A 19659-nucleotide genomic window follows, 5' to 3' on the forward strand; every position below is an offset into this window, starting at 1 on the left:
GCCCGCCCGGCGCCCCGGTCAATGCGCCCGTTACATCTCTCACAGACGGTGGACAACGCCTGACAGCTCCAAAGTGGAGCGGTGTCTACCGGCAGGTGTCGGAGTCGGCGGGCACGTGTGAGAAGACCACCGGGGCGACCGCCCGCGGCGGAGGCTGTGCCGCTGCCGGCTCGCCGGTCAGCGGCGTACGCGGGTGTTCGCCGGTCAGCACCAGCAGTTCGTACGCCCGCTGCACCGGGATCTGGTGGGTGGCGATCGCGGTGGCCAGCGGCACCGGACCGATCCCACCGGGCGACACCGACAGGGTGAGCACGGCGGGGTCGACGCCCCGGCTCGCCAGGTATCCGGCGGCCTCGGGGGACAGTTCGCGCCAGGGTCGTACGGTCTCCTCGGTGAACCCGTGGGCGGCCCACTCGTCGGCCTGCCCGGTGACCCGGCTGGCGAGTCGGGCGGGTACGACGTCCCGGCCGCCGAGATCGTCGCTCAGCAGCGCACGGGCCAGGGCGGACAGCCGGTCGACCGGGACGAAGCGGTCCCCGGATCCACGGCCGCCGTCACCCGTGCCACGCTCACCTCGAGTAGGCATGCCCCCATCCAAGCATGATCGTTTTCCGGGCCGGCGGGCGACCACCCGGTGGGACGGTCGCCCGGCCGGACGGTCCCGCACCCGCCGCCCGACGGGTGGGCAGGCGGGTGCGAGACCGTCGAAGTGTCGCGTCCGGGGGTCAGGCGTCGTGGTGCGGGCGGCGCTGCGCGGCGATGAAGGTCATCCGGAACTTTCCGATCTGGACCTCGTCGCCGTCGTTGAGGGTGGCCGATTCGACCCGTTCCCGGTTGACGTAGGTGCCGTTGAGGCTGCCCGCGTCACGCACGGTGAAGGTGTCACCGTTGCGGTGGAACTCGCCGTGCCGCCGGGACACGGTCACGTCGTCCAGGAAGATGTCGCTGTCGGGGTGCCGGCCGCTCGTCGTCAGGTCCGTGTCGAGCAGGAACCGGGCGCCGGCGTTGGGACCCTGGTGGATGGCCAGGAGCGCCGCACCGGGCGGTAGCGATGCCGCGATGCCACTCGTCGCGGAATCGCGGCTCCGCGTCTCGCGAAACTCGGCGAACGATCGCAGATCGAACGTCGACGTGACGTCGAGCAGCGGATGCTCCCTGTCAGGACTCATCAACACCACCTCACAGTTGCCCGGTAACCCGGGAAAGTCGGCAGTTTACGGTAGCCGAGCCGGTATCGGGCCGACATCCGGCAGCCGCCCTCTACGTTAGCCGGCCTGTCGGAGGAGTCGCGGAAACCCGTTCGGCCAGATGTGCGGCGATGTCGTCGAGGCTGCCGGTGTTGCCCTGGAGGTCGATCTCGACGTCGTACTCGCTCTCGATCGCATCGATCAACCGGAGCAGCCCGAGCGAGTCCAGGCCCAGCGCGACCAGGGGAACGTCACCGGCCAGCGCGTCGGCGACCGGCACCGCGCCGCCGGTCGCCTCGTGGACGAGTTCGGCGAGCCGCTGGTGCAGCGGGCCGGCGGCGGTCATCGACGGGCCTCCCGGACGACCTCGGCGATCTCCGCGATCGTGGGCATTTCGAAGAAGACCTCCAGTGACAATTCAACTCCCAGTCGTTGGTGGATGCGGCTGCTGATCCGGGTGATGGTCAGCGAGTGGCCGCCGAGGTCGAACAGGTCCTCGTCGAGGCCGATGTCGTCGATCTGGAGGACGTCCTGCCAGATGGTCCGGATCTCCTCGACCACCTCGTCGGCGACCGCCGTGCCGTCGTCCGGGCCGGCGTCGCCGGGCGCGCCGGCCGCCGGCCCGGTCCGCTCCCGGGCCGGCGCGGGCAGCGCGGCCCGGTCGAGCTTGCCGCTCGGGCTCAACGGCAGCGCGTCGAGGAAGACCCAGGTCGCCGGGACCATCACCGCCGGCAGCGTCTCGGCCAGATGGGCGCGCAGCGCGGCCGGGTCGGGCGCGGCACCGGCCGGCACGACGTAGCCGACGAGCCGGCTGTCGCCCTCGTCGCCGTCGCGCAGCGTGACCGCGCAGCCGGTGACCGCCGGGTGCTCCAGCAGCCGCGTCTCGATCTCGCCGAGTTCGACCCGGTGCCCGCGGATCTTGACCTGGTGGTCGGCGCGGCCGAGAAATTCCAGCCGCCCGTCGGTGGTCCACCGGGCCAGGTCGCCGGTGCGGTAGAGCCGCCCGTGCGGGGCGTCGTACGGGTCGGCGCGGAACCGGTCGGCGGTCAGCTCCGGCCGGCCCAGGTAGCCGTCGGCCACCCCGGCGCCGCCGAGGACCAGTTCGCCGGGTACGCCGATCGGCAGCGGACGCAGCCGCGGGTCGAGGACGTAGGCGCGGGCGTTGGCGACCGGCCGGCCGATCGTCACCTCCCGGCCCCGGGTCACCTCGTCGGTGGTGGCGTAGATCGTCGCCTCGGTGGGGCCGTACCCGTTGACCACCCGGGCGACCCGGTCGTGCAGCTCACGGGCCAGCGCGGTCGGCAGCACCTCGCCGCCGGCCAGGGCGACCAGCTCACGGTCGGCGCCGCCGATGCCGGCCGCCAGCAGCACCCGCCAGCCGGACGGGGTCGCCTGCACGTTCGTCACCCCGTGCGTCTCGACCAGCCGGACGACGGCGGCCCCGTCGGCGGCGCTGACCCCGGACGCGACGACGACCCGGCCGCCGGTGGCCAGCGGCAGGAACATCTCGACCAGCGAGATGTCGAACGACATCGAGGTCAGCGCCAGCCACCGGTCGGTCGGGCGGCTGTCGAGCACGTCGCCCATGGCGTACAGCAGGTTGGCCAGCGCGGCGTGCGGCACCCGTACGCCCTTGGGCCGGCCGGTCGAGCCCGAGGTGTAGAGCACGTACGCGAGGTCGGTGCCGGCCGGGTCGGCGGTCGCCGGGACGCCGGCCGGCTCCGGCAGGGTGCCGAGGTCGTCGACCGGCAGCACGTCCGGCCCGCCGGCCAGTTCCGTGGCGACGTCGGCGGTGGTGGCCGACGTGGTGGTTACGACCAGGGCGGGCGCCGCGTCGGCGAGGATCGCCGCCTGCCGGGCCGCCGGCAGGTCCGGGTCGACCGGCAGGTACGCCGCTCCGGCGCGCAGTACGGCGAGCAGGGTCGCCACCGCGGTCCAGGAGCGGTGCAGCCCGACCGCGACCAGCGAACCGGGGCCGACACCACGGTCGCGCAGCACCGCCGCGAGCCGGCCGCTGACCGCCTCCAGCCCGGCGTACGTCAGCTCCCGGTCCCCGTCGACCAGGGCGATGTCGGTGGGGCGCTGCCGGACCTGCTCGGCGAACCGGGCCGGCAGGCTGTCGGCGGCGTAGTCGCGGGCGGTGCCGTTGAAGATCTCCAGCACCAGGTCGAGTTCGCGGTCGGGCAGGATGGGCAGTTCGTCGACGGCCCGGTCCGGGTCGGCGACCGCCCCGGCGATCAGGGTGCGCAGGTGGGCGCCGATCCGGGCGACCGCGTCGGTGGGGATCGCGTCCGGGCTGTGCTGCAGGCCGACGGTCAGGCCGGTGCCGCTGTCGACGACCTGCACGTGCAGCGCGTTGCGGGCGGTGCCGCCGAAGATCGTCCAGTCGACGCGGCTGGCGACGCCGGTGAACGCCGGCTCGGGGGCGCGGCGCCGGTAGCCGACCGACACCGGGGTCAGCGCGGTGGCCGGGCGCAGCCCGCTGACCGCCTGCGCCAGCGGCACGTCCCGGTGCCGGTAGAGCTGGCGCAGTTCGGCGCGCAGCGCGCACGCGTACGCCCGGAAGGTGGCGTCCGGGGCGGGGGCGGGCACCGGCAGTTCGTTGACGAACAGGCCGATCTGTCCGGCGGTGTCCGGCGTACGCGTCGACAGGCCGACGCCGACCGGCAGCGCCTCGTTGCCGTACCGGTGCAGCAGGGCGTGGACGGCGGCCAGCAGCAGTTCGAAGCGGCTGACGCCGAGGTCGGCGGCGAGCCGGGCGGTGCCGGCGACCAGGTCGGCGTCGAGGTCGAACTCGACGGTGGCGCCCGGTGCGGCGGCGACCGGCTGCCGGGTCAGGCCGGGCAGCACGACGTCGCCGGGCGGGTTCCACCGGCCCGCCCAGTAGTCGCGGGCGGCCGGCAGCGCGGCGGCGACCCGCTCCCGTTCGGTCGCCGCGTGTCCACTGTGGTCGGCGGCTGGGCCGAGGTCGGCGGGGCGGCCGGCGACGGCGGCGTCGTACGCGTGCGCGAGGTCGCGGGCCAGCACGTCCTTGGACATGCCGTCGAAGACCAGGTGGTGGGCGGTCACCAGCAGCAGGTGCCGGTCGGGGGCGCCGGTCAGCAGGGTGAACCGGGCCAGCGGCCCCCGGCGCGGGTCGAACGGGCGGTCGATCTCGGCGCGTACCCGGTCGTCGGTGAGCGACCCGCTGCCCAGGGTGATCTTCTCGGTGGCGGGCGCCAGGTGCGGCACCCCGTCGGCATCGGTCTCGACCGCGCTGCTCAGTCCCTCGTGCCGGGCGATGACGGCGGTGCACGCCTCGGTCAGCGCCCGCTCGTCGAGCGTGCCGTCGAAGTGGATCCCGAGCGCCATGTGGTAAGCGGTGCCGGCGACGCCGGCCTGCTCGGTGAACCAGACGGCGTGTTGGGCGTACGTCGCCTCGGCGGTGGTCACGGACCCTCCTGAGTTTCGGCCTGGGTTTCGAAGCGGGTGATCAGCTCCCGTTTGACGACCTTGCCGCCCTCGTTGCGCGGCAGGTCCTCGACGACGAGCACCCGGGTGGGCAGTTGGTGGTCGGTGAGCCGGCCGGCGAGGAAGCCGCGCAGCGCGGGCAGTTCCAGGTCGGCGGGCGGGGTGTCCGGACGGGCCACCACGACGGCGGCGACGGCCGACCCGAGGACCGGGTGGGGGACCGGGACCACGGCCGCCTCGGCGACCGCCGGGTGTTCGTGCAGCGCCGCCTCGACCTCCAGGCTGGAGATCTTGAACGCCCCGGATTTGATCACGTCCTGGTGCCGGTCGGTCAGGTAGAGGTAGCCGTCGGCGTCCATCCGGCCGATGTCGCCCATCCGGACCCACTCACCGCGGAACGTGGCCGCGCTGGCCTCGGCGTCGCGGTAGTAGGCGCGCGGATGGTCGCAGCGCAGCCAGACGTGGCCGGTCTCGCCGGCCGGCAGCGGCTCGCCGTCGTCGTCGGCGATCATGAGGGTGCCGCCGACCGCCTTGCCCACCGCGTCGCGCCGCGCCGGGTCGAAGATCATCGTGGTCTGCGCCGGGGCGGCCTCGGTCGACGAGTAGTAGTTGACCACGGCCGCGGACGGGAACGCCGCCGACAGCCGGGCGGCGACCGCCGGTGCCAGCGCCGCCGCCGTCGACCCGATCAGGTGTACGTGCGACAGGTCGCGGCCGGCCAGCGCCCCGGAGTCGAGCAGTTCGATCGCCATCGACGGCACCAGGAAAACGGTGCCGGTGCCGGGGGTGGCGATCAGCCGGGCGAACCGGCCCGGCGTGAACTGCGCCAGCGTCAACGCCGTCGGCTTGGCGGACAGCGCGTTGAACAGCATCGTCTGCGCGGCGTTGGTGCCGATCGCGAACGCGTGCAGGAAGCGCTCGGAGTGGCCGAGCGCCAGCCGGCGCGGATGGTTGGGCGCGTGCACGGTCAGGTTGGCGTGCGTCGCGCCGACCCCCTTCGGCCGCCCGGTCGTGCCCGACGTGTAGAGGATCTGCGCCAGGTCGCCCGGCCGGACCCGGTGGTCGACCACCGGCGCGTCACCGGCCGGCTCGCCGGCCAGCTCCGCCACCGGGTACGCCGGCAGCCCGTCGGCGCCGTCCGGACCCGTACCGGCGGCACCGGCGTGCAGCACGGCGGCGGCCGCGCAGTGCTCCAGGGCGTGCCGGAGCTGTCCCGGCGCCAGCCGGTCGGACAGCGGCACCGACACCGCGCCGGCCCGCTGCACCCCGCAGTACGCGATCGCGAAGTCGACCCAGTCGCGGGCGCCGAAGACCAGCCCGACCCGGTCGCCGGGACGTACGCCCCGGCGGTGCAGGGCCGCGGCGACCGCGCCGGCCGCCGACTCCCACGCCGCGAAGGTCAGCGTCGCGGCGCCGTGCACCTCGATCGCCACCCGGTCGGGGTGTGCCTCGGCCCGCCAGGCGAGCAGGTCCGGCACCGTACGCGCGGCCCTGCGGGCCGGGGTGACCGTCGTGGACGCCATCTCAGCTCCCGCTCGCCACCGACACCGGCCGCCGGGCCGGGTCGTCACTGTCGTCGTCCGGCCCGACGAGGCCGTCGTCGGCCGGCTTGCGAGGTCCGGGGACCGTCCGGGCCCGCCGGGCCTCGATCCCGATCACGTCCTCCGGCGGCGCGTCCGGGACCTCGTCGTCGAAGCGGGACAGGATCCGGGTCCGCATCGAGATCACCGCGGTCGCCGCGATGCCGAGCCCGAAGACCAGGTAGAGCAGGCCGATGCCGCGACCGGGTCCGACCCCGATCACCGCGCCGACGCTGCCGGCCAGCGCACCGCCGGGCAGCAGCAGCGGCTCGGCCGCCTTCGACGCCAGCGGGGCGACGATCCCCCAGCCGATCGGCATCGTAGACGAGGCCACCATCTGGTTGAGCGCGAACACCCGGCCGTGGAACCGCTGCGGCACCTTGGTCTGCACGACGGTGTTGTAGATGCCGTTGACCAGGGCGAGGGCGAAGTACATCCCGAAGGCGCCGGCCCCGATCACGACCAGCGACGGCCGCATGCCGGTCAGCACGCAGGCGGCGGCGATGGCCAGGGTGCCGATCAGCACCGCCCGCATCCGGTAGTGCCGGGGACCGCCCCAGACCAGCATCACCAGGCCGCCACAGGCACCGCCGATCCCGCCGACGATCGCGATCCGGGCCACCTCCGCCAGATCGGCGAAACCGAGCACCAGCGGGGAGAGCAGGAACAGCACCGGGAACAGGAAGAAGTTGAGCGTGGCGAAGAACGCCAGCATGGCGCGGAACTCGCGGCGGCGCAGCGAGTAACGCACCCCGCCGGCGATCTCGGCGGTGAGGGTCTCCCGTCGGCGCAGGGCCATGGTGCGCGGGAAGCGGATGGCGAGCAGGATCACGATCGCGAGAGCGTACGTCACCACGTCGACCACGAGGATGCCCTTGAGGCCGATCGCCTCCAGCAGGGCGACCGCCACCAGCGGCACCATGAACTGGGTCAGCCCGGTGGCCATCTGCGCGATGCCGTTGGCGTGCCCGAGGAAGCGCTTGGGCACCAGTTGCGGCACGGCCGACACGAACGCCAGCCGCTGGAACGCCAGCGTCACCGACAGCCAGCCGACCAGGACGTAGAAGTGCCAGGTCTGGGCCCGGTCGGTCAGCAGCAGCACGGCGACGGCGAGCTTGGCGACGCCGGCCGCGCAGCAGGCGAGCAGGATGACCCGGCGCCGGCTGGTCCGGTCGATCAGGGCGCCGGCGAACGGGGCGACGACCATGCCGGGCACCAGCCCGAGTACGGAGAACAGCGCGAACCGGGCCAGCGAGCCGGTCTCGATGAAGATCCACAGTGGTACGGCGAAGCTGGTCAGCGCGGTGCCGGCCATCGTGACGATCTGGCCGGCCGCGACCAGCCCGAACCGCTTCATGCTCGGCGTCGGCTCCCGGCGCTCCTTGCGGCCGGCGGCCTTTCCGGCCGGCGTGGACTTCGCCGGGGCCGGGCTGCCGTCGCGGCGGGACACCTCCACCAGCCGCCACGCCGGTTCGGGACCGTCGTCGTCCGCGATCGTGGCGCTGCCCGGGGCGGCGTCGTCCGGGGCCGTCGCGGCCGCGGCCGGCCCACCGTCCGGCGCCGGCCCGTCGAGCCGCCCGTCGACCGTGGTGACGATCTCGGCCAGCTCCTCGGCCCGGTACTTCAGGAAGTAGTGCCCGCCCTCGTCGATCGACACCAGCGCGGTCCGGTCGCTGAGGAAGTGCCACTCCCGGTAGCGTTCCTCGGCCCACTCGGTGCCCCGGTCGCGGTCGCCGACGACCGACACGATCGGCGCCCGCAGCGGCGTGACCCCGCGGTGCATCAGCGCGCTGAAGTAGTCCTCGGACACCTCGGCGTCGTGCCGCATCGCCCGGATCAGGAACGCGGCCTGGTCGGCGTCGAGCGCCCCGATGTCGGCGCCCTGCGCCTGCAACCAGGTGCGGTAGATCCGGTCGCTGCGGATCCGCTCGGCGATCCGCAGCCGCATCAGCGGCCCGAGCACCCCGCCGACCGGCCGGCCGAAGGGGAAGACCCCGCCCAGGTAGATCGCGTCCAGGTCGCGACCGGCGGCCTCGAGCAGCCGGGCCACCTCGACGGCGAGGGCGCCGCCCGGGCCGCAGTGGCCGTACAGGACCAGCGGCCCGTCGACGGTGGCCAGCACCTCGTCGGCGACCGCCCGGGCCACCTCCTCGATCGGGGCCGGCTCGTCGTCCAGCCCGATGTCGTGCCCGGGCACCGCCACCGAGTAGAGCCGGTGGCCGGCCGGCAGCGCGTCGGCGAGCGGCTGGTAGACCACCGCGCTGCCGCCGCCGTACGGCACGCAGACCAGCGACCGGACCACCTGCCCGGCCGGTATGGCGGGGGTCAGCTCGTGCAGCAGCCCGCCGGCCCGGCCGGCGTCGCCGAGGACCAGGGCGGCCAGTTCACGTACGGTGCGGTGCTTGAACAGGTCCATGACGCTCAACGGCCGCAGTTCGGCGCCGGTGGCCGCCGGCAGTTCCCGGCGCAGCCGCGCGACGACCTGGGTGGCCAGCAGCGAGTGCCCGCCGAGTTCGAAGAAGTCGTCGGTGACGCCGACCTCGGGCAGCTTCAGGATCTCCGCCCAGGCCAGCGCGATCGTGGTCTCCACCGGCCCCTGCGGCGGCACCCGCTCGCCGGCCGGCCGGTCGTCGACCGGCTCGGGAAGCGCCCTGCGGTCGACCTTGCCGTGGTCCTGCAACGGCAACCGGTCCAGCCACACGTACCGGGCCGGGATCATGTATTCCGGCAGCCGGTCGGCGAGCCGGCGGCGCAACTCGGCCGGCTCGACGTCGGTGCCGTCGCCGGCCCGTTCCAGGTAGCCGACCAGCCGGTCGTCGCGCAGCACCACGACCGCCTGCCCGACCCCGGCCGTGTCCCGCAGCGCCGCCTCGACCTCGCCGAGCTCGACCCGGTAGCCGCGCAGTTTGACCTGGTGGTCGCCGCGGCCGAGGAACGCCAGCCGGCCGTCCGGCAGCCAGCGGCCGAGGTCGCCGGTGCGGTACATCCGGGACCCGGGCGGGCCGTACGGGTCGGCGACGAACCGCTGGGCGGTCAGGTCGGGCCGGCCCAGGTAGCCGCGGGCCAGCCGGTCGCCGCCAAGGTAGATCTCCCCGGGGACGCCGATCGGGGCGGGCCGGCCGGTGCTGTCCAGCACGTACACCCGGGCGTGCGGCAGTGGCCGGCCGATCGGCACCATGCCGGGGCCGGCGTCGTCGGCGCGTACCCGGTCGGTGGTGATCCCGACGGTGGCCTCGGTCGGTCCGTAGTGGTTGAGGACGGCCGTGGGGCCGGCGGCGAGCCCGGCTGCCCACGACAGGTCGGACGCCTCGCCGCCGAGGATCAGCGCGCGGCGCGGCAGCAGCGGGCCGGGGCCGGTGTCGGCGGCCAGCGCGGCCAGGTGCGACGGCGTCATCTTGATGTAGTCGATCGCGTTGCGGGCCAGCTCGTCGGCGAGTTCGGCGCCGGTGCACCGGCGCGGCACCAGGTGTACGACCCCACCGGTCGACAGCGCCAGGTAGAACACCGTGACGCTGAAGTCGAACGACATCGACTGCAGCAGCGCGTAGCGGGCGGCCGGCGCGATGTCGAAGCGGTGGCGTACGTCGGCGAGGTAGTTGACCACCTGCCGGTGGGCGACCGCGACGCCCTTCGGCGTGCCGGTCGAGCCGGAGGTGTAGATGACGTACGCGAGGTTGTCCGGGGCCGGACCACCGTCGGGCGGCCCGTCCGGGCCGGCGTCGACCTCGGCGCCGATCCGGTCGAGGCAGACCGGTTCGGGGATCGCGCCGGCGGGCCGGTCGGCCCGGGCCGCGGCGAGCGGCTCGAGCAGGTCGCTGCCGGTCAGCAGCAGGGACAGCCCGGCGTCGGCGAGCATGGTGGCCAGCCGGGCCGGCGGCTGCTCGGGGTCCAGCGGCACGTACGCGCCACCGGCCCGCAGCACGGCGAGCAGCGCCACCGCGAGGTCGACCGACTGTTCCAGGCAGACGCCGACCAGGGTGTCCGGGCCGACGCCGCGCCCGCGCAGGTGATGGGCGAGCTTGTCGGCGCGCCGGTCCAGTTCGCGGTAGGTGATCGAGTCCGCGCCGCAGACCACCGCCGGGGCGTCCGGGGTGGCGGCCGCGTGCGTGCGTACCAGGTCGGCGAGGGTGGCGCCGGCCGGGACGGCGGCGGGCGCCGGCAGCGGGTCGGGTGCGGTGGCGAAGCCGAGCAGCCGTTCGTGCTCGGCCGGGCCGAGCAGGTCCAGGTCGACCAGCGGCCGGTCGGGCGCGGCGACCGCGGCGCGCAGCAGGTTGACGTAGTGGTCGGCGAGCCGGCCGGCGGTGTCGGCGTCGAAGAGGTTGGTGTTGTAGAGGAACTCGCCGCGGATCCCGTCCGGGGTCTCGGTCAGGTAGCAGGAGACGTCGAAGCGGGCGCTGCGTACCCGGGTGTTGAACGGTTCGGCGGTCAGCCCGGCCGGCCACCGCTTGCTGCCGCGCTGGTAGTTCTGCAGGGCGAAGAGGACCTGGAAGACCGGGGTACGGCTGACGTCGCGGGTGACGTTCAGTTCCTGGACCAGCCGCTCGAACGGCACCTGCTGGCGGGTCAGCGCCTTGATCGCCGTACCGCGCGTGCGGGTGAGCAGGGTGGCGAAGCTGGGCTCGGCACCGTCGTCGGTGGACACGTCGGCGCGCAGCGCCAGCGTGTTGACGAACAGGCCGATCATGTTCTCCAGTTCGGGGACGACCCGGCCGGCGACCGGGGAGCCGATCGCGAAGTCGCGCTGTCCGGTGTAGCGGAAGAGCAGTGCCTGGAGTCCGGCCAGCAGGGTCATGTAGAGCGTCGCCCGCCGGCCGCGGGCCAGCCGCTTGAGTCCGTCGGTGAGTTCGGCGTCGAGTTGGAAGTGCTGCGACCTGCCGTCGTAGCGCTGCTCGGCCGGGCGCGGCCGGTCGGTCGGCAGGTCCAGCGGCGGTACGCCGGTGAGCGCCTCGCGCCAGTGGTCGAGTTCGCCGGTGGCGGCCGGCCCGTCGGCCCGGTCGCGCTGCCAGGCGGCGTAGTCGGTGTACCGGGTCACCGGTGCGGGCGGCACCGGCTCGCCGCCGAGGCTCGCGGCGTAGTGCGCGGCGACCTCGGCGAACAGCAGGTCCTGTGACCAGCCGTCGCTGACGATGTGGTGGGTGGCGACGTGCAGGAGGTGGTCGTCGGGGCCGAGCCGGACCAGCAGGGCGCGCACCAGCGGGGCGTGCGTCAGGTCGAACGGCTGCCGGGCGGCGTCGGCCACCAGTGCGCGGCCGTGCTCCTCGTCGTCGGCGGTGACGACCGGCAGGGGGACGCGTACCACGTCGGCGACCTCCACCCGGGGCCGCCCGTCGGCGGTCTGGGTGAACCGCATCCGCAGGCTGTCGTGCCGGGTGGCGACCGCGTCGAACGCCTGCCGCAGCAGGTCGGGGTCGAGCGGCCCGCGCAGCCGGATCGTCGAGGGGATCACGTACGCCGGGGTGCCGGGCGCGAACTGCTCCATGAACCACAGTCGTTCCTGGCCGAACGACGGTGGCGCGGCCTCCGGTGCCACTTCGGGGATCACCCGTTCAGGTGCGGCCTCGGGACGGGTTGGTAGGTCGACACCTGTCATGCCGTTTGCCCTCATTTCGCCGGACACACCGGTGGTGTGCCGCGTGCCGGCGGCGTAGTTGATCATCATGGACGGGTCTTCCCGGTGACCCGCTTCGCAGTGTGCCTGTACTGGCACCCTGGGTGGGATCGGCCGAACGGCGCACCACATTGAACCCGAACCATCGATTCCATCCATATAGGACCGAAATTAAGGCGTCCGTCTCCCGGGCGTTACCGGAACCGGTGTTGTCGGCCCCGACCCGGCTGTGTTTCGATGTGTGGCCCGGCGATGCGACGATGCCGACGGGACAGGCGACATGAGCAGGTGAAGGTGCCGACAGACCTGGTGACGGGCGAGATCGTCCACGCGCCGTTTCGGGGGACGAGATCGGCGACCGCGCCGCTCACCTGGGGCCAACGGTCGATGTGGCGCTCCCCGGCCGATCTCGCCGGTCAGGGCATCTTCCTCCACCTGCGGCGCACCGTCAGCGTCTCGCCCCGCGCCCGCGCCGACCTCTCGGCCGTCACCGCCGCCCTCGGCACGCTGGTCGGCCGGCACGAGTCGCTGCGCACCCGGATCCGGCCCGTCGACGGCGAACCCGCCCAGGTCGCCGCCGAACACGGCCGGCTCCCGCTGCTCGTCGCCGACGGCCGCGACGACCCCGACGGCGGCGCCGGCACCGCCCGCGCCCTGATGGACCGGCTCGGGGCGACCCCGTTCGACCTCGCCGAGGAATGGCCGCTGCGGGTCGCCCTGGTCGTCGTCGACGACCGGGTACGCCACGTCGTGATCGTCTTCAGCCACGGGACCGTCGACTTCCACGGCGCCGAGATCGTCCTGCGCGACCTGCGCCAACTCCTGCTGCGCGGCACGGTGTCCACCCCCGCCGGCCTCCAGTCGATCGACATCGCCCGCCGCGAGGCCGGCCGCGAACGGCACCGCTCCGACCGGTCCGTCGCCCACTGGAGCGGCGGCTTCCGGCGGCTGCCGGCCAGCATGTTCGACCCGGTCGGTCCGGCCCTCGAACCGCCGTACCGGCAGGCGCTGCTGACCTCCGAGGCGCTCGACCTGACCACCCGGATCATCGCCGCCCGGCACCGGGTCAGCACCTCGACCGTCCTGCTCGCCGCCACCGCCGCGGTCGTCGCCGCCCGGCAGGACGCCACCACCTGCGGCGTGCTCACCATGGCCGGCAACCGGTTCCAGCCCGGCTACGGCGAGGCCGTCGCCAAGCTCAATCAGATCGGCCTGTGCGTCGTCGACCTCGCCGGCCGCCCCGACTTCACGACCCTGCTCCACCACACCGCCGCGGCGGCGCTCGACGCCTACCGGTACGCCTACTACGACCCGCTGGCGCTCGACCGCGCCATGGCCGACCTCGGGCACGACCCCCGCACCGTGCTGGAGCCCTACTGCTACCTCAACGACATCCGGCTGCCCCGGCACCCCGGATTCGTCGGCCCGCCCCCCGACGAGGCGACCGTGCGTACGGCGACCGCCCGCACCACGATCACCTGGCTGGAGCCGCCGCCGGTGTTCCTGTGGCGGTGCCGGATGCAGGTGATCGACGTGCCCGGCGCGCTCGGGGTGGTGCTCACCGTCAACACCCGCTACCTGCCGCCGGGGCCGGCCGAGGGGTTCCTGCTCGACGTGGAGCGCCTCCTGGTCGAGGCGGCCTTCCGCGACGTCCCCTGGCCCTGGTCCGCCGGGTCACGTCCGGCCGCCGCCTGAACCCGACGACGGCTCATGTCCGCTTCAGATGCGGGAAGAGTTCGTCGAGGACCGCCTCGGAGTTGGGTACGGCCGAACGGAACGTGAACGACAGTGGCAGTCCCAGGCCGGCGATCGTGGCGAGTTCCGCCGGGGCCAACGTGAACTCGGCCCTGTTCGCCACGTCGGCGGCGATGTCGATCTGCACGGTGCAGCCTTCGGCACGCAGTTCGGCCAGGACCGTCGCCCGCCGGGACAGCCTGGCGAGCAACGCGTCGAGCTGACGGTGAGGATCGGTCGAGAACGAGTCGTCGTAACCACCGACCCAGCAGCCCACGCCCGGTCTGAAGGCGGACGGCGACCCCGGCGTACGTGCCACCGCGGGCTCCCAGTCGAGCCGGCTGGTGATCTCGTCAGGCACCAGATCGGCACGGGTGACGATCAGGGCGACGCTCACGTTCTCCCACCGCAATGGCCCACCGGTCATCGGTTCACCATCCCTCAGCGCTCGTTGGTGCTGGGTACGACGACGAGCGGGAGCCCGAGATCTGCGATCCGCCGCAACACCTCGGGTGCGACGAGGGCGGTGGACCGCGGTCCGGAGTAGCCCCGGACTATCAACTGCACCGAGTAGCCTTCGTCGACAAGATCACGGATGGCGGCCGATGCGGCGGTCAACCGGACCAGCAGGTCGCCCGCCGCCGTCGTGAATTGGGAGGCGCGGCCGCTCGTGTCCGAGTCGAAGAACCATCGCCCGTCGCTGCCCGACAGGGGAGCGTACGGGTCGAATCCCGGACCGGCGCTCGCCGTGGGCGTCAGGCGGAGCCTACGGGTCACGGCCTCGGGGTCGAGGTCGCTCTTGGTGATCTTCAGGGTGAGGGTCGGACCTCCCCAGAGAGCTTCGGCCTCCTCATAGGTTTCCATCAGACACCTCCGTTTGGATCGTGGCCGGTCTGGTCGCGGTCATCTACTGCACCTCTCGGCAAGCGGCCCAGTGGGTATGCCCCATTCCTTCGACGAGCAGATCGCTCAGCCTGGCCTGGGCGCGGACGGTCGTCGAGTTCTCGAACACGCTGAACCCTCCCGGGGGAGTCGCTTCGGGCTTGGTCAGGTAGTAGTCGGGGACTTGATCACCCTCCCGGAAGGTCTCGACCGGCAGGCCGGGATGCACTCCGGCCTCGATCGCAAGACCGCTGAGTCCGGGAAGTGCTTCCCTGTGTGCGCAGTAGAACGAGATGGACGTGCCGGTCGGTACGGTGAGGTGGCCGCTCCCCTCCCGGTAGAAGCCGTGGCCGACAAAGACCGGTTGACCGTCCTCGCGTCCGCCCTTGAAGACCCGGGTGGCGTAGAAATGTCCGTCCGACTCGGAGTATTCGCGGCCGCTGAGTTGGAGGTCGGTGGCGAGCAGGATGTCTCGGATGCCCGTCGCGTCAGGTGTGGACGAACCTCGATCATGTTCGGCGGCCAGGGCTGCAACCTCAGCCCGGGCTTCTCGTCGTGACGGTAGGGAGACATCGAAGGGGTCGACCGGTCTGGCCTCGGCATCCGATTTCTCCGGTACGGGCGTGGCGGCATCTTCAGGCGTTCGTCCGGCCGCATCGCGCTCGGCCCTCATCGGCGGATTCCGGACCGCGGGTGTCCGACCTTCTCCCTCGGTCGCATGATCGATCTCCCCATGATCGAATGCGCGAGTTGATATCGGGAAGCGTCATTATATTGATCCTCCTGTGCCACGGGCCGGATACGCCCGGACATGCTTGGGCGGCACAGAGGTCATTAGGCCGTGTTCGGGGAGGAATGTGCCCGGGTTCCGATCCGGCGGCATCAGGTGACGGCGTACGGCACCGGACGCCGGCGGCGGCTCGCCGCGGGCGCCCGGTCCCCGGCGTCAGGCCGCGGGCGCCGACGGCGGCTGGAGGATGCGGATCGCGTTGCCGAACGGGTCCCGCACCCCGAAGTCGGTCCCGTACGGCCGCCGCATCGGCTCGTCGGTGATCTCCACACCCCGGTCCCGCAGGGTCTCGAACGTCTTCTGGGCGTCGTCGGTGGTGAAGCCGAGCGTTCCGCCGGTCGCACCCTTCGTCACCAGTTCGCGGACCTGGTCGGCGGTCGCCGGGTCGAGGCCGGGCGGGCCGGGCCGCTCCAGCAGGATCTGCCGGTCGGGTTCGCCGGGTACGCAGACGGTGAGCCAGCGCATGAAGCCGAGGTCCTCGTCGGTGTGCACCGTCAGGCCGAGCTTGCCGACGTAGAAGTCGAGCGCCTCGTCCTGGTCGAGTACGTAGATCTGGGAGAGTCGGATGCTGTTCAACATGCTGTTCACGCTATTGGCCTGCTGCCGGCCGGTGCTTCTCCGAAACTGCTCGGTCGCATCCACCGCCGGGTGAAGCAGGTCGGCGCGGCGGTCACGGCGGCCCGCTCCCGGTAGGCGCTCGGCGACTCGCCGACGATCTCGCGGAAGGTCCGGCTGAACGTGCCGAGGCTGCTGAAGCCGACCGCCATGCAGATGTCGGTGACGCTGCGGTCGGTTTCCCGCAGCAGCGACATCGACCGCTCGACCCGGCGGCGCTGGAGGTAGCGGTGCGGGGTCTCGCCGAACGTGGCGCGGAAGGAGCGGATGAAGTGCGCCTCGGAGACCAGGGCGATACGGGCCAGCGCCGGGATGTCCAATGGTTCGGCGTACGACCGGTCCATCGCGTCGCGGGCGCGCAGCAACCGGCGGTTGGTCTCCTCGACGGCCCGGCTCATGCCCCGATCAGACCACAGGCGCGGGCCGGCCCGCCCGGGCCGGCCCGCGCCTCGCTCAGCGGATCTCGACGATCAGCACCTGGGCGTCGCGGACGAGTTGCGCCCGTGGCCCGGGGGCGTTGAGGGTGTTGGCCTGGTTGAGGAAGGTGTCCAGGGCGGCGACCGCCCCGGCCCGGTCACCGGCGGCCAGCGCGGTCGCCACCCGGTCGAGGCTGCCGGTGAGCTGTCCCGCCCTGGTGGCGGAGATGGTGCCGGCGGCCGCGTAGCCGTCGACCAGCGCCCGCAGGTCTTCGACGGACGTGGTGGTGGTGAACCGGACCGTCCTCGTGGTGGTGTTGCCGGCCCGGTCGGTGGCGGTGACGACCAGGGTGTGGTCGCCCGGCGCGAGGTCGGCCAGCCGGATCGCGCGGCCCCGCCGGACCTCGCGGTCGTCGAGGCGGGCCAGGTTGGTGTTGCCGGCGACGCCGGAGGTGACGTCGGTGACCGTCCAGTCCGGGGTCAGGGTGCCGGAGTTGCCGTACGACGCACCGTCGGTGATCCCGGTGACGTCGACCGTCGGGCCGGTCCTGTCGACCCGCAGCCACAGCGAACGCTGCCTGCTGGTGTTGCCGGCCCGGTCGACGGCCCGGTAGAGCACCTGGCCCTTGACGTCGCCGATGGTGGCGGTGCCGTCGGCGGCCGCGTCGACCCAGGTGGTACCGCCGTCGACGGAGTGCTGCCCGGTCCACAGTCCGGTGGTCAGTCCGGCGTACGTCAGCGTGACGTCGCCGGTGTACCAGCCGGCGGTCGGCTCCTGTGGGGACACCGTCGCGGTCACCGCCGGCGTGGTCTGGAACTGGATGCCCCGGACGAACAGTTCCGGCTGGGTCTGGCCGGTCCAGTCGGCGACGAAGTACAGGTCGTGCACGCCGCCGGGGTTGCGCACCGGGGTGCCGGACCACTTGTAGACCCGGCTGGACAGCGAGGTGGATCCGGTGCCGGGCACGTTGGAGAAGGTGGCCACCACCGGCCCGGTCGGCGAGCCGGCCCGGACGGTCAGGTTGACCCCGGGCAGGCGGGTGGCGAACTCGACGTTGAGGTGGGTGATCCCCGCGACGTTGATCCGGGGGAACATGAACCAGTTGCCGGTGCCGGGGACGAAGAGCTGCCCGGTGTAGAGGCCGACGCCCTCGCCCTTCTGGTACGTCGAGGCGGCGTACTGGCGCGGGTGCAGGACGATGTCGCCGGAGCCGGTCAGCGCGGGGGCGCCGGCCACCCCGCCGCCGTCGGTGTAGCTGGCCTCCAGCACGTGGAAGACGTACGCGCCGGGACCGTGCGAGGCGTCCCGGCCGGGCACCAGCACGCCGGTGCAGTCGGCGTTCGGGGTGGCCTCGGCCATCGGGTGCCCGTGGCTGTTGTGGCCGAGCTGGTACGCCACCTTGATCTTCGTGCAGTCGACGGCGCCCTCCTCGGCGTCGGTGGCCCTGACCCTGAACGGCAGGTTCTCGCCGAACTCGGCCCAGCCGCCGTCGGCGGGCGTCTCGATGGTGACGACCGGCCGGGTGTTGCCGGCGACCACGGACAGGTTGGCGATCGACTCCGCGCCGCCCGCGTCGCGTACGGTCACCCGGGGCTGGAACTCGCCGGCGGTGGTGTAGGTGTGCGTCGCCACCGGGCCGGCGGCGTCGGCGGTGCCGTCGCCGTCGAAGTCCCAGGCGTAGGTCAGCGCGTCGCCGTCGGGGTCCGTGGAGGCGGACGCGTCGAAGCGTACGGTCAGCGGCAGCGCGCCCGAGTCGGCGCTCAGCGACGTGTTCACCAGCGGCGCCCGGTTGCCCTCGACGTGGTCGATCCGGTAGATGCCGGCGTCGTCGTTGCTGGCGCCCCACCCGTTGCCGTACTCCAGCAGGTAGAGACTGCCGTCCGGGCCGAACTCCATGTCCATCGGCTTGCGGAAGTCGAGGTCGGGCAGCAGCTCGTGCATCTGGTACGGCGCACCCTGCGCGTCGAGGCCGGTCGTCTGGATCCAGTCGGTGGTCCAGTCGTAGAGGAACCGGCGGCCGTCGAACCACTCCGGGAACTTGGTGGTCGACGGGTTGTCGGCGTCGTAGTGGTACATCGGGCCGGCCATCGCGCCGCCGCCGAACAGTTCGGGGAAGTACTCCTGCTTGTCGTACGTGTAGTAGATCGTCGATCCCTTGATCGGCGGCAGGTTCACCAGGCCGGTGTTGTTCGGCGAGTCGTTGACCGGGGCGTCGCAGTCGAACCACGGGCCGGGCTCGTCCTCGACGTAGTTCCAGTCGTTGTACGGGACCTTGTTCATCGTGCAGTACGGCCAGCCGTAGTTGCCGGGGCCGTCCATCAGGAAGACCTGCACGTGTCCGGCGGGGCCGCGCTCGGGGTCGGGCAGCACGGCGTCGGGGCCGTAGTCGGCCATCCAGAGCCGGCCGGTCGCCGGGTCCCAGTCGCCGATGGTGAACGGGTTGCGGAAGCCCATCGCGTAGATCTCGGGGCGGGTCTTCTCGGTGCCGACCGGGAAGAGGTTGCCCTCCGGGATGTCGTAGCCGCCGTCGGCCTTCGGGACGATGCGCAGGATCTTGCCGTTGAGGTCGTTGGTGTTCGCGGACGTACGCTGGGCGTCGCCGTTCGCCTGGCCGGGCCGCTCGTCGGTGCCGGGGAAGCCGCGCGAGGCGCAGCAACTCGTGTTGTCGCCGGTGGCGATGAAGAGGTAGCCGTCCTCGGTGGCGAGCAGGTCACCGGCGCTGTGCCCGCCGCCCACCCCGCGTGGGTGCGGGATGTCGATGACCAGCTTCTCGGAGGCCGGATCGATCGTGTTGTCTGCGCCGAGGGTGAACCGCGACACCCGGGAGATCCAGGTGGTGTCCCACTCCGGGGGAGAGAAGTGCAGGAAGAGGTGGCCGGTCTGCGCGAAGTCGCGGGCCAGGGCGAGGCCGACCATGCCGAGTTCGCCGGTGACCCGGACCGGTACGGAACCCGCGACCACCGAGTTGCGGGTCCGCGGATCCCAGACCTTCACCCGGCCGTCGCGCTCGATGTAGACGACGCGGCCGTCGGGGGCGACGGAGAGCCGCATCGGCTGGGTCAGTCCGGTGTTCTCCAGCAGCACCTTCTGGAAGCGCTCGTCGGGTGGCGGCGGGTCGTCGTGCGGGCCGGGGTGGGCGGTCGCGGCGGCCGGCAGCAGGGCCGCGAGCAGGAATGACGTGGTCAGGGCCGCCAGTAGGCGGCGTCGTCCGGGCATGGCTCTCCGATCGAGGGGAAGGGGGCGATCCCGGGTGCCACGCCGGGATCCGGACTCCTCGCAGGGACGCCGATGCGAAAAGTAAGGTTCCTTTCGAACTGACTTTGGTTCGTGAAGAACCAAAGTGATGATCAATGTAGGAGAAGTTCTCGGTCGTGTAAACAGGCAGCGGCCCGGCAT

At 72.8% G+C, this 19659-nt stretch carries 13 protein-coding genes; 1 reads left to right on the plus strand and 12 read right to left on the minus strand.

What is annotated here, in order from left to right; translation table 11 throughout:
• Positions 1-85 precede the first annotated feature (85 nt).
• The 6 genes from QCD66_RS12925 to QCD66_RS12950 all read right to left on the minus strand — a co-directional run bounded on the left by QCD66_RS12925 (position 86) and on the right by QCD66_RS12950 (position 11759).
• Positions 86-586 carry a hypothetical protein gene (locus QCD66_RS12925; protein WP_364217639.1) on the minus strand — a complete coding sequence of 167 codons (501 nt, stop codon included), beginning with the start codon at positions 584-586 and terminating at the stop codon, positions 86-88.
• Positions 587-725: 139 nt separating this feature from the next.
• Positions 726-1172, minus strand: a complete 447-nt coding sequence (locus QCD66_RS12930; RefSeq protein ID WP_357534870.1) for an FHA domain-containing protein — start codon at positions 1170-1172, stop codon at positions 726-728.
• Between the two features lie 88 nt (positions 1173-1260).
• Complete coding sequence (locus QCD66_RS12935) at positions 1261-1533, minus strand: acyl carrier protein (RefSeq protein WP_364217641.1); 273 nt, start codon at positions 1531-1533, stop codon at positions 1261-1263.
• Complete coding sequence (locus QCD66_RS12940) at positions 1530-4619, minus strand: amino acid adenylation domain-containing protein (RefSeq protein WP_375734895.1); 3090 nt, start codon at positions 4617-4619, stop codon at positions 1530-1532. The genes QCD66_RS12935 and QCD66_RS12940 overlap by 4 nt, the downstream gene beginning before the upstream one ends.
• Positions 4616-6160: a class I adenylate-forming enzyme family protein gene (locus QCD66_RS12945; RefSeq protein ID WP_375734894.1), complete on the minus strand. Its 1545-nt coding sequence runs from the start codon at positions 6158-6160 to the stop codon at positions 4616-4618. Before QCD66_RS12945 ends, QCD66_RS12940 begins: the two co-directional genes overlap by 4 nt.
• A 1-nt stretch (position 6161) precedes the next feature.
• A complete protein-coding gene (locus tag QCD66_RS12950) occupies positions 6162-11759 on the minus strand; it encodes an amino acid adenylation domain-containing protein (RefSeq protein ID WP_375734893.1) in 5598 nt (1865 codons plus the stop codon).
• Between the two features lie 360 nt (positions 11760-12119).
• Here QCD66_RS12950 and QCD66_RS12955 point away from each other — a divergent pair, with 360 nt between their 5' ends.
• The gene (locus tag QCD66_RS12955; protein WP_375734892.1) at positions 12120-13520 is read left to right on the plus strand and encodes a condensation domain-containing protein; all 1401 of its coding nucleotides are present in this window, start codon (positions 12120-12122) and stop codon (positions 13518-13520) included.
• Between the two features lie 13 nt (positions 13521-13533).
• Here the strand turns inward: QCD66_RS12955 and QCD66_RS12960 are convergent, their stop codons facing one another.
• The 6 genes from QCD66_RS12960 to QCD66_RS12985 form a co-directional block, all read right to left on the minus strand.
• Positions 13534-13986, minus strand: a complete 453-nt coding sequence (locus tag QCD66_RS12960; protein ID WP_364217651.1) for a DUF4279 domain-containing protein — start codon at positions 13984-13986, stop codon at positions 13534-13536.
• Positions 13987-14000: 14 nt separating this feature from the next.
• Positions 14001-14423, minus strand: a complete 423-nt coding sequence (locus QCD66_RS12965) for a DUF4279 domain-containing protein (RefSeq protein ID WP_375734891.1) — start codon at positions 14421-14423, stop codon at positions 14001-14003.
• 43 nt (positions 14424-14466) lie between these two features.
• A complete protein-coding gene (locus tag QCD66_RS12970; RefSeq protein WP_375734890.1) occupies positions 14467-15114 on the minus strand; it encodes a putative adhesin in 648 nt (215 codons plus the stop codon).
• Between the two features lie 273 nt (positions 15115-15387).
• Positions 15388-15810, minus strand: coding sequence for a VOC family protein (locus QCD66_RS12975; RefSeq protein ID WP_364217657.1), 423 nt, complete (start codon positions 15808-15810; stop codon positions 15388-15390).
• A 5-nt stretch (positions 15811-15815) separates the two neighbouring features.
• Positions 15816-16244: a helix-turn-helix domain-containing protein gene (locus tag QCD66_RS12980; RefSeq protein ID WP_407567140.1), complete on the minus strand. Its 429-nt coding sequence runs from the start codon at positions 16242-16244 to the stop codon at positions 15816-15818.
• Between the two features lie 55 nt (positions 16245-16299).
• Positions 16300-19479: a PQQ-dependent sugar dehydrogenase gene (locus QCD66_RS12985; RefSeq protein WP_375734888.1), complete on the minus strand. Its 3180-nt coding sequence runs from the start codon at positions 19477-19479 to the stop codon at positions 16300-16302.
• Positions 19480-19659: the final 180 nt, after the last annotated feature.

Origin of the sequence: Polymorphospora sp. A560 (genome assembly GCF_045781765.1) — a bacterium.
Taxonomy (GTDB): domain Bacteria; phylum Actinomycetota; class Actinomycetes; order Mycobacteriales; family Micromonosporaceae; genus Polymorphospora; species Polymorphospora lycopeni.

Coding starts and splice junctions, on each gene's coding strand:
- QCD66_RS12925 (WP_364217639.1), bottom strand. CDS start 586: ATGCCTACTCGAGGTGAGCGTGGCACGGGTGACGGCGGCCGTGGATCC.
- QCD66_RS12960 (WP_364217651.1), bottom strand. CDS start 13,986: ATGACCGGTGGGCCATTGCGGTGGGAGAACGTGAGCGTCGCCCTGATC.
- QCD66_RS12945 (WP_375734894.1), bottom strand. CDS start 6,160: ATGGCGTCCACGACGGTCACCCCGGCCCGCAGGGCCGCGCGTACGGTG.
- QCD66_RS12970 (WP_375734890.1), bottom strand. CDS start 15,114: ATGAGGGCCGAGCGCGATGCGGCCGGACGAACGCCTGAAGATGCCGCC.
- QCD66_RS12985 (WP_375734888.1), bottom strand. CDS start 19,479: ATGCCCGGACGACGCCGCCTACTGGCGGCCCTGACCACGTCATTCCTG.
- QCD66_RS12965 (WP_375734891.1), bottom strand. CDS start 14,423: ATGGAAACCTATGAGGAGGCCGAAGCTCTCTGGGGAGGTCCGACCCTC.
- QCD66_RS12980 (WP_407567140.1), bottom strand. CDS start 16,244: ATGAGCCGGGCCGTCGAGGAGACCAACCGCCGGTTGCTGCGCGCCCGC.
- QCD66_RS12975 (WP_364217657.1), bottom strand. CDS start 15,810: ATGTTGAACAGCATCCGACTCTCCCAGATCTACGTACTCGACCAGGAC.
- QCD66_RS12935 (WP_364217641.1), bottom strand. CDS start 1,533: ATGACCGCCGCCGGCCCGCTGCACCAGCGGCTCGCCGAACTCGTCCAC.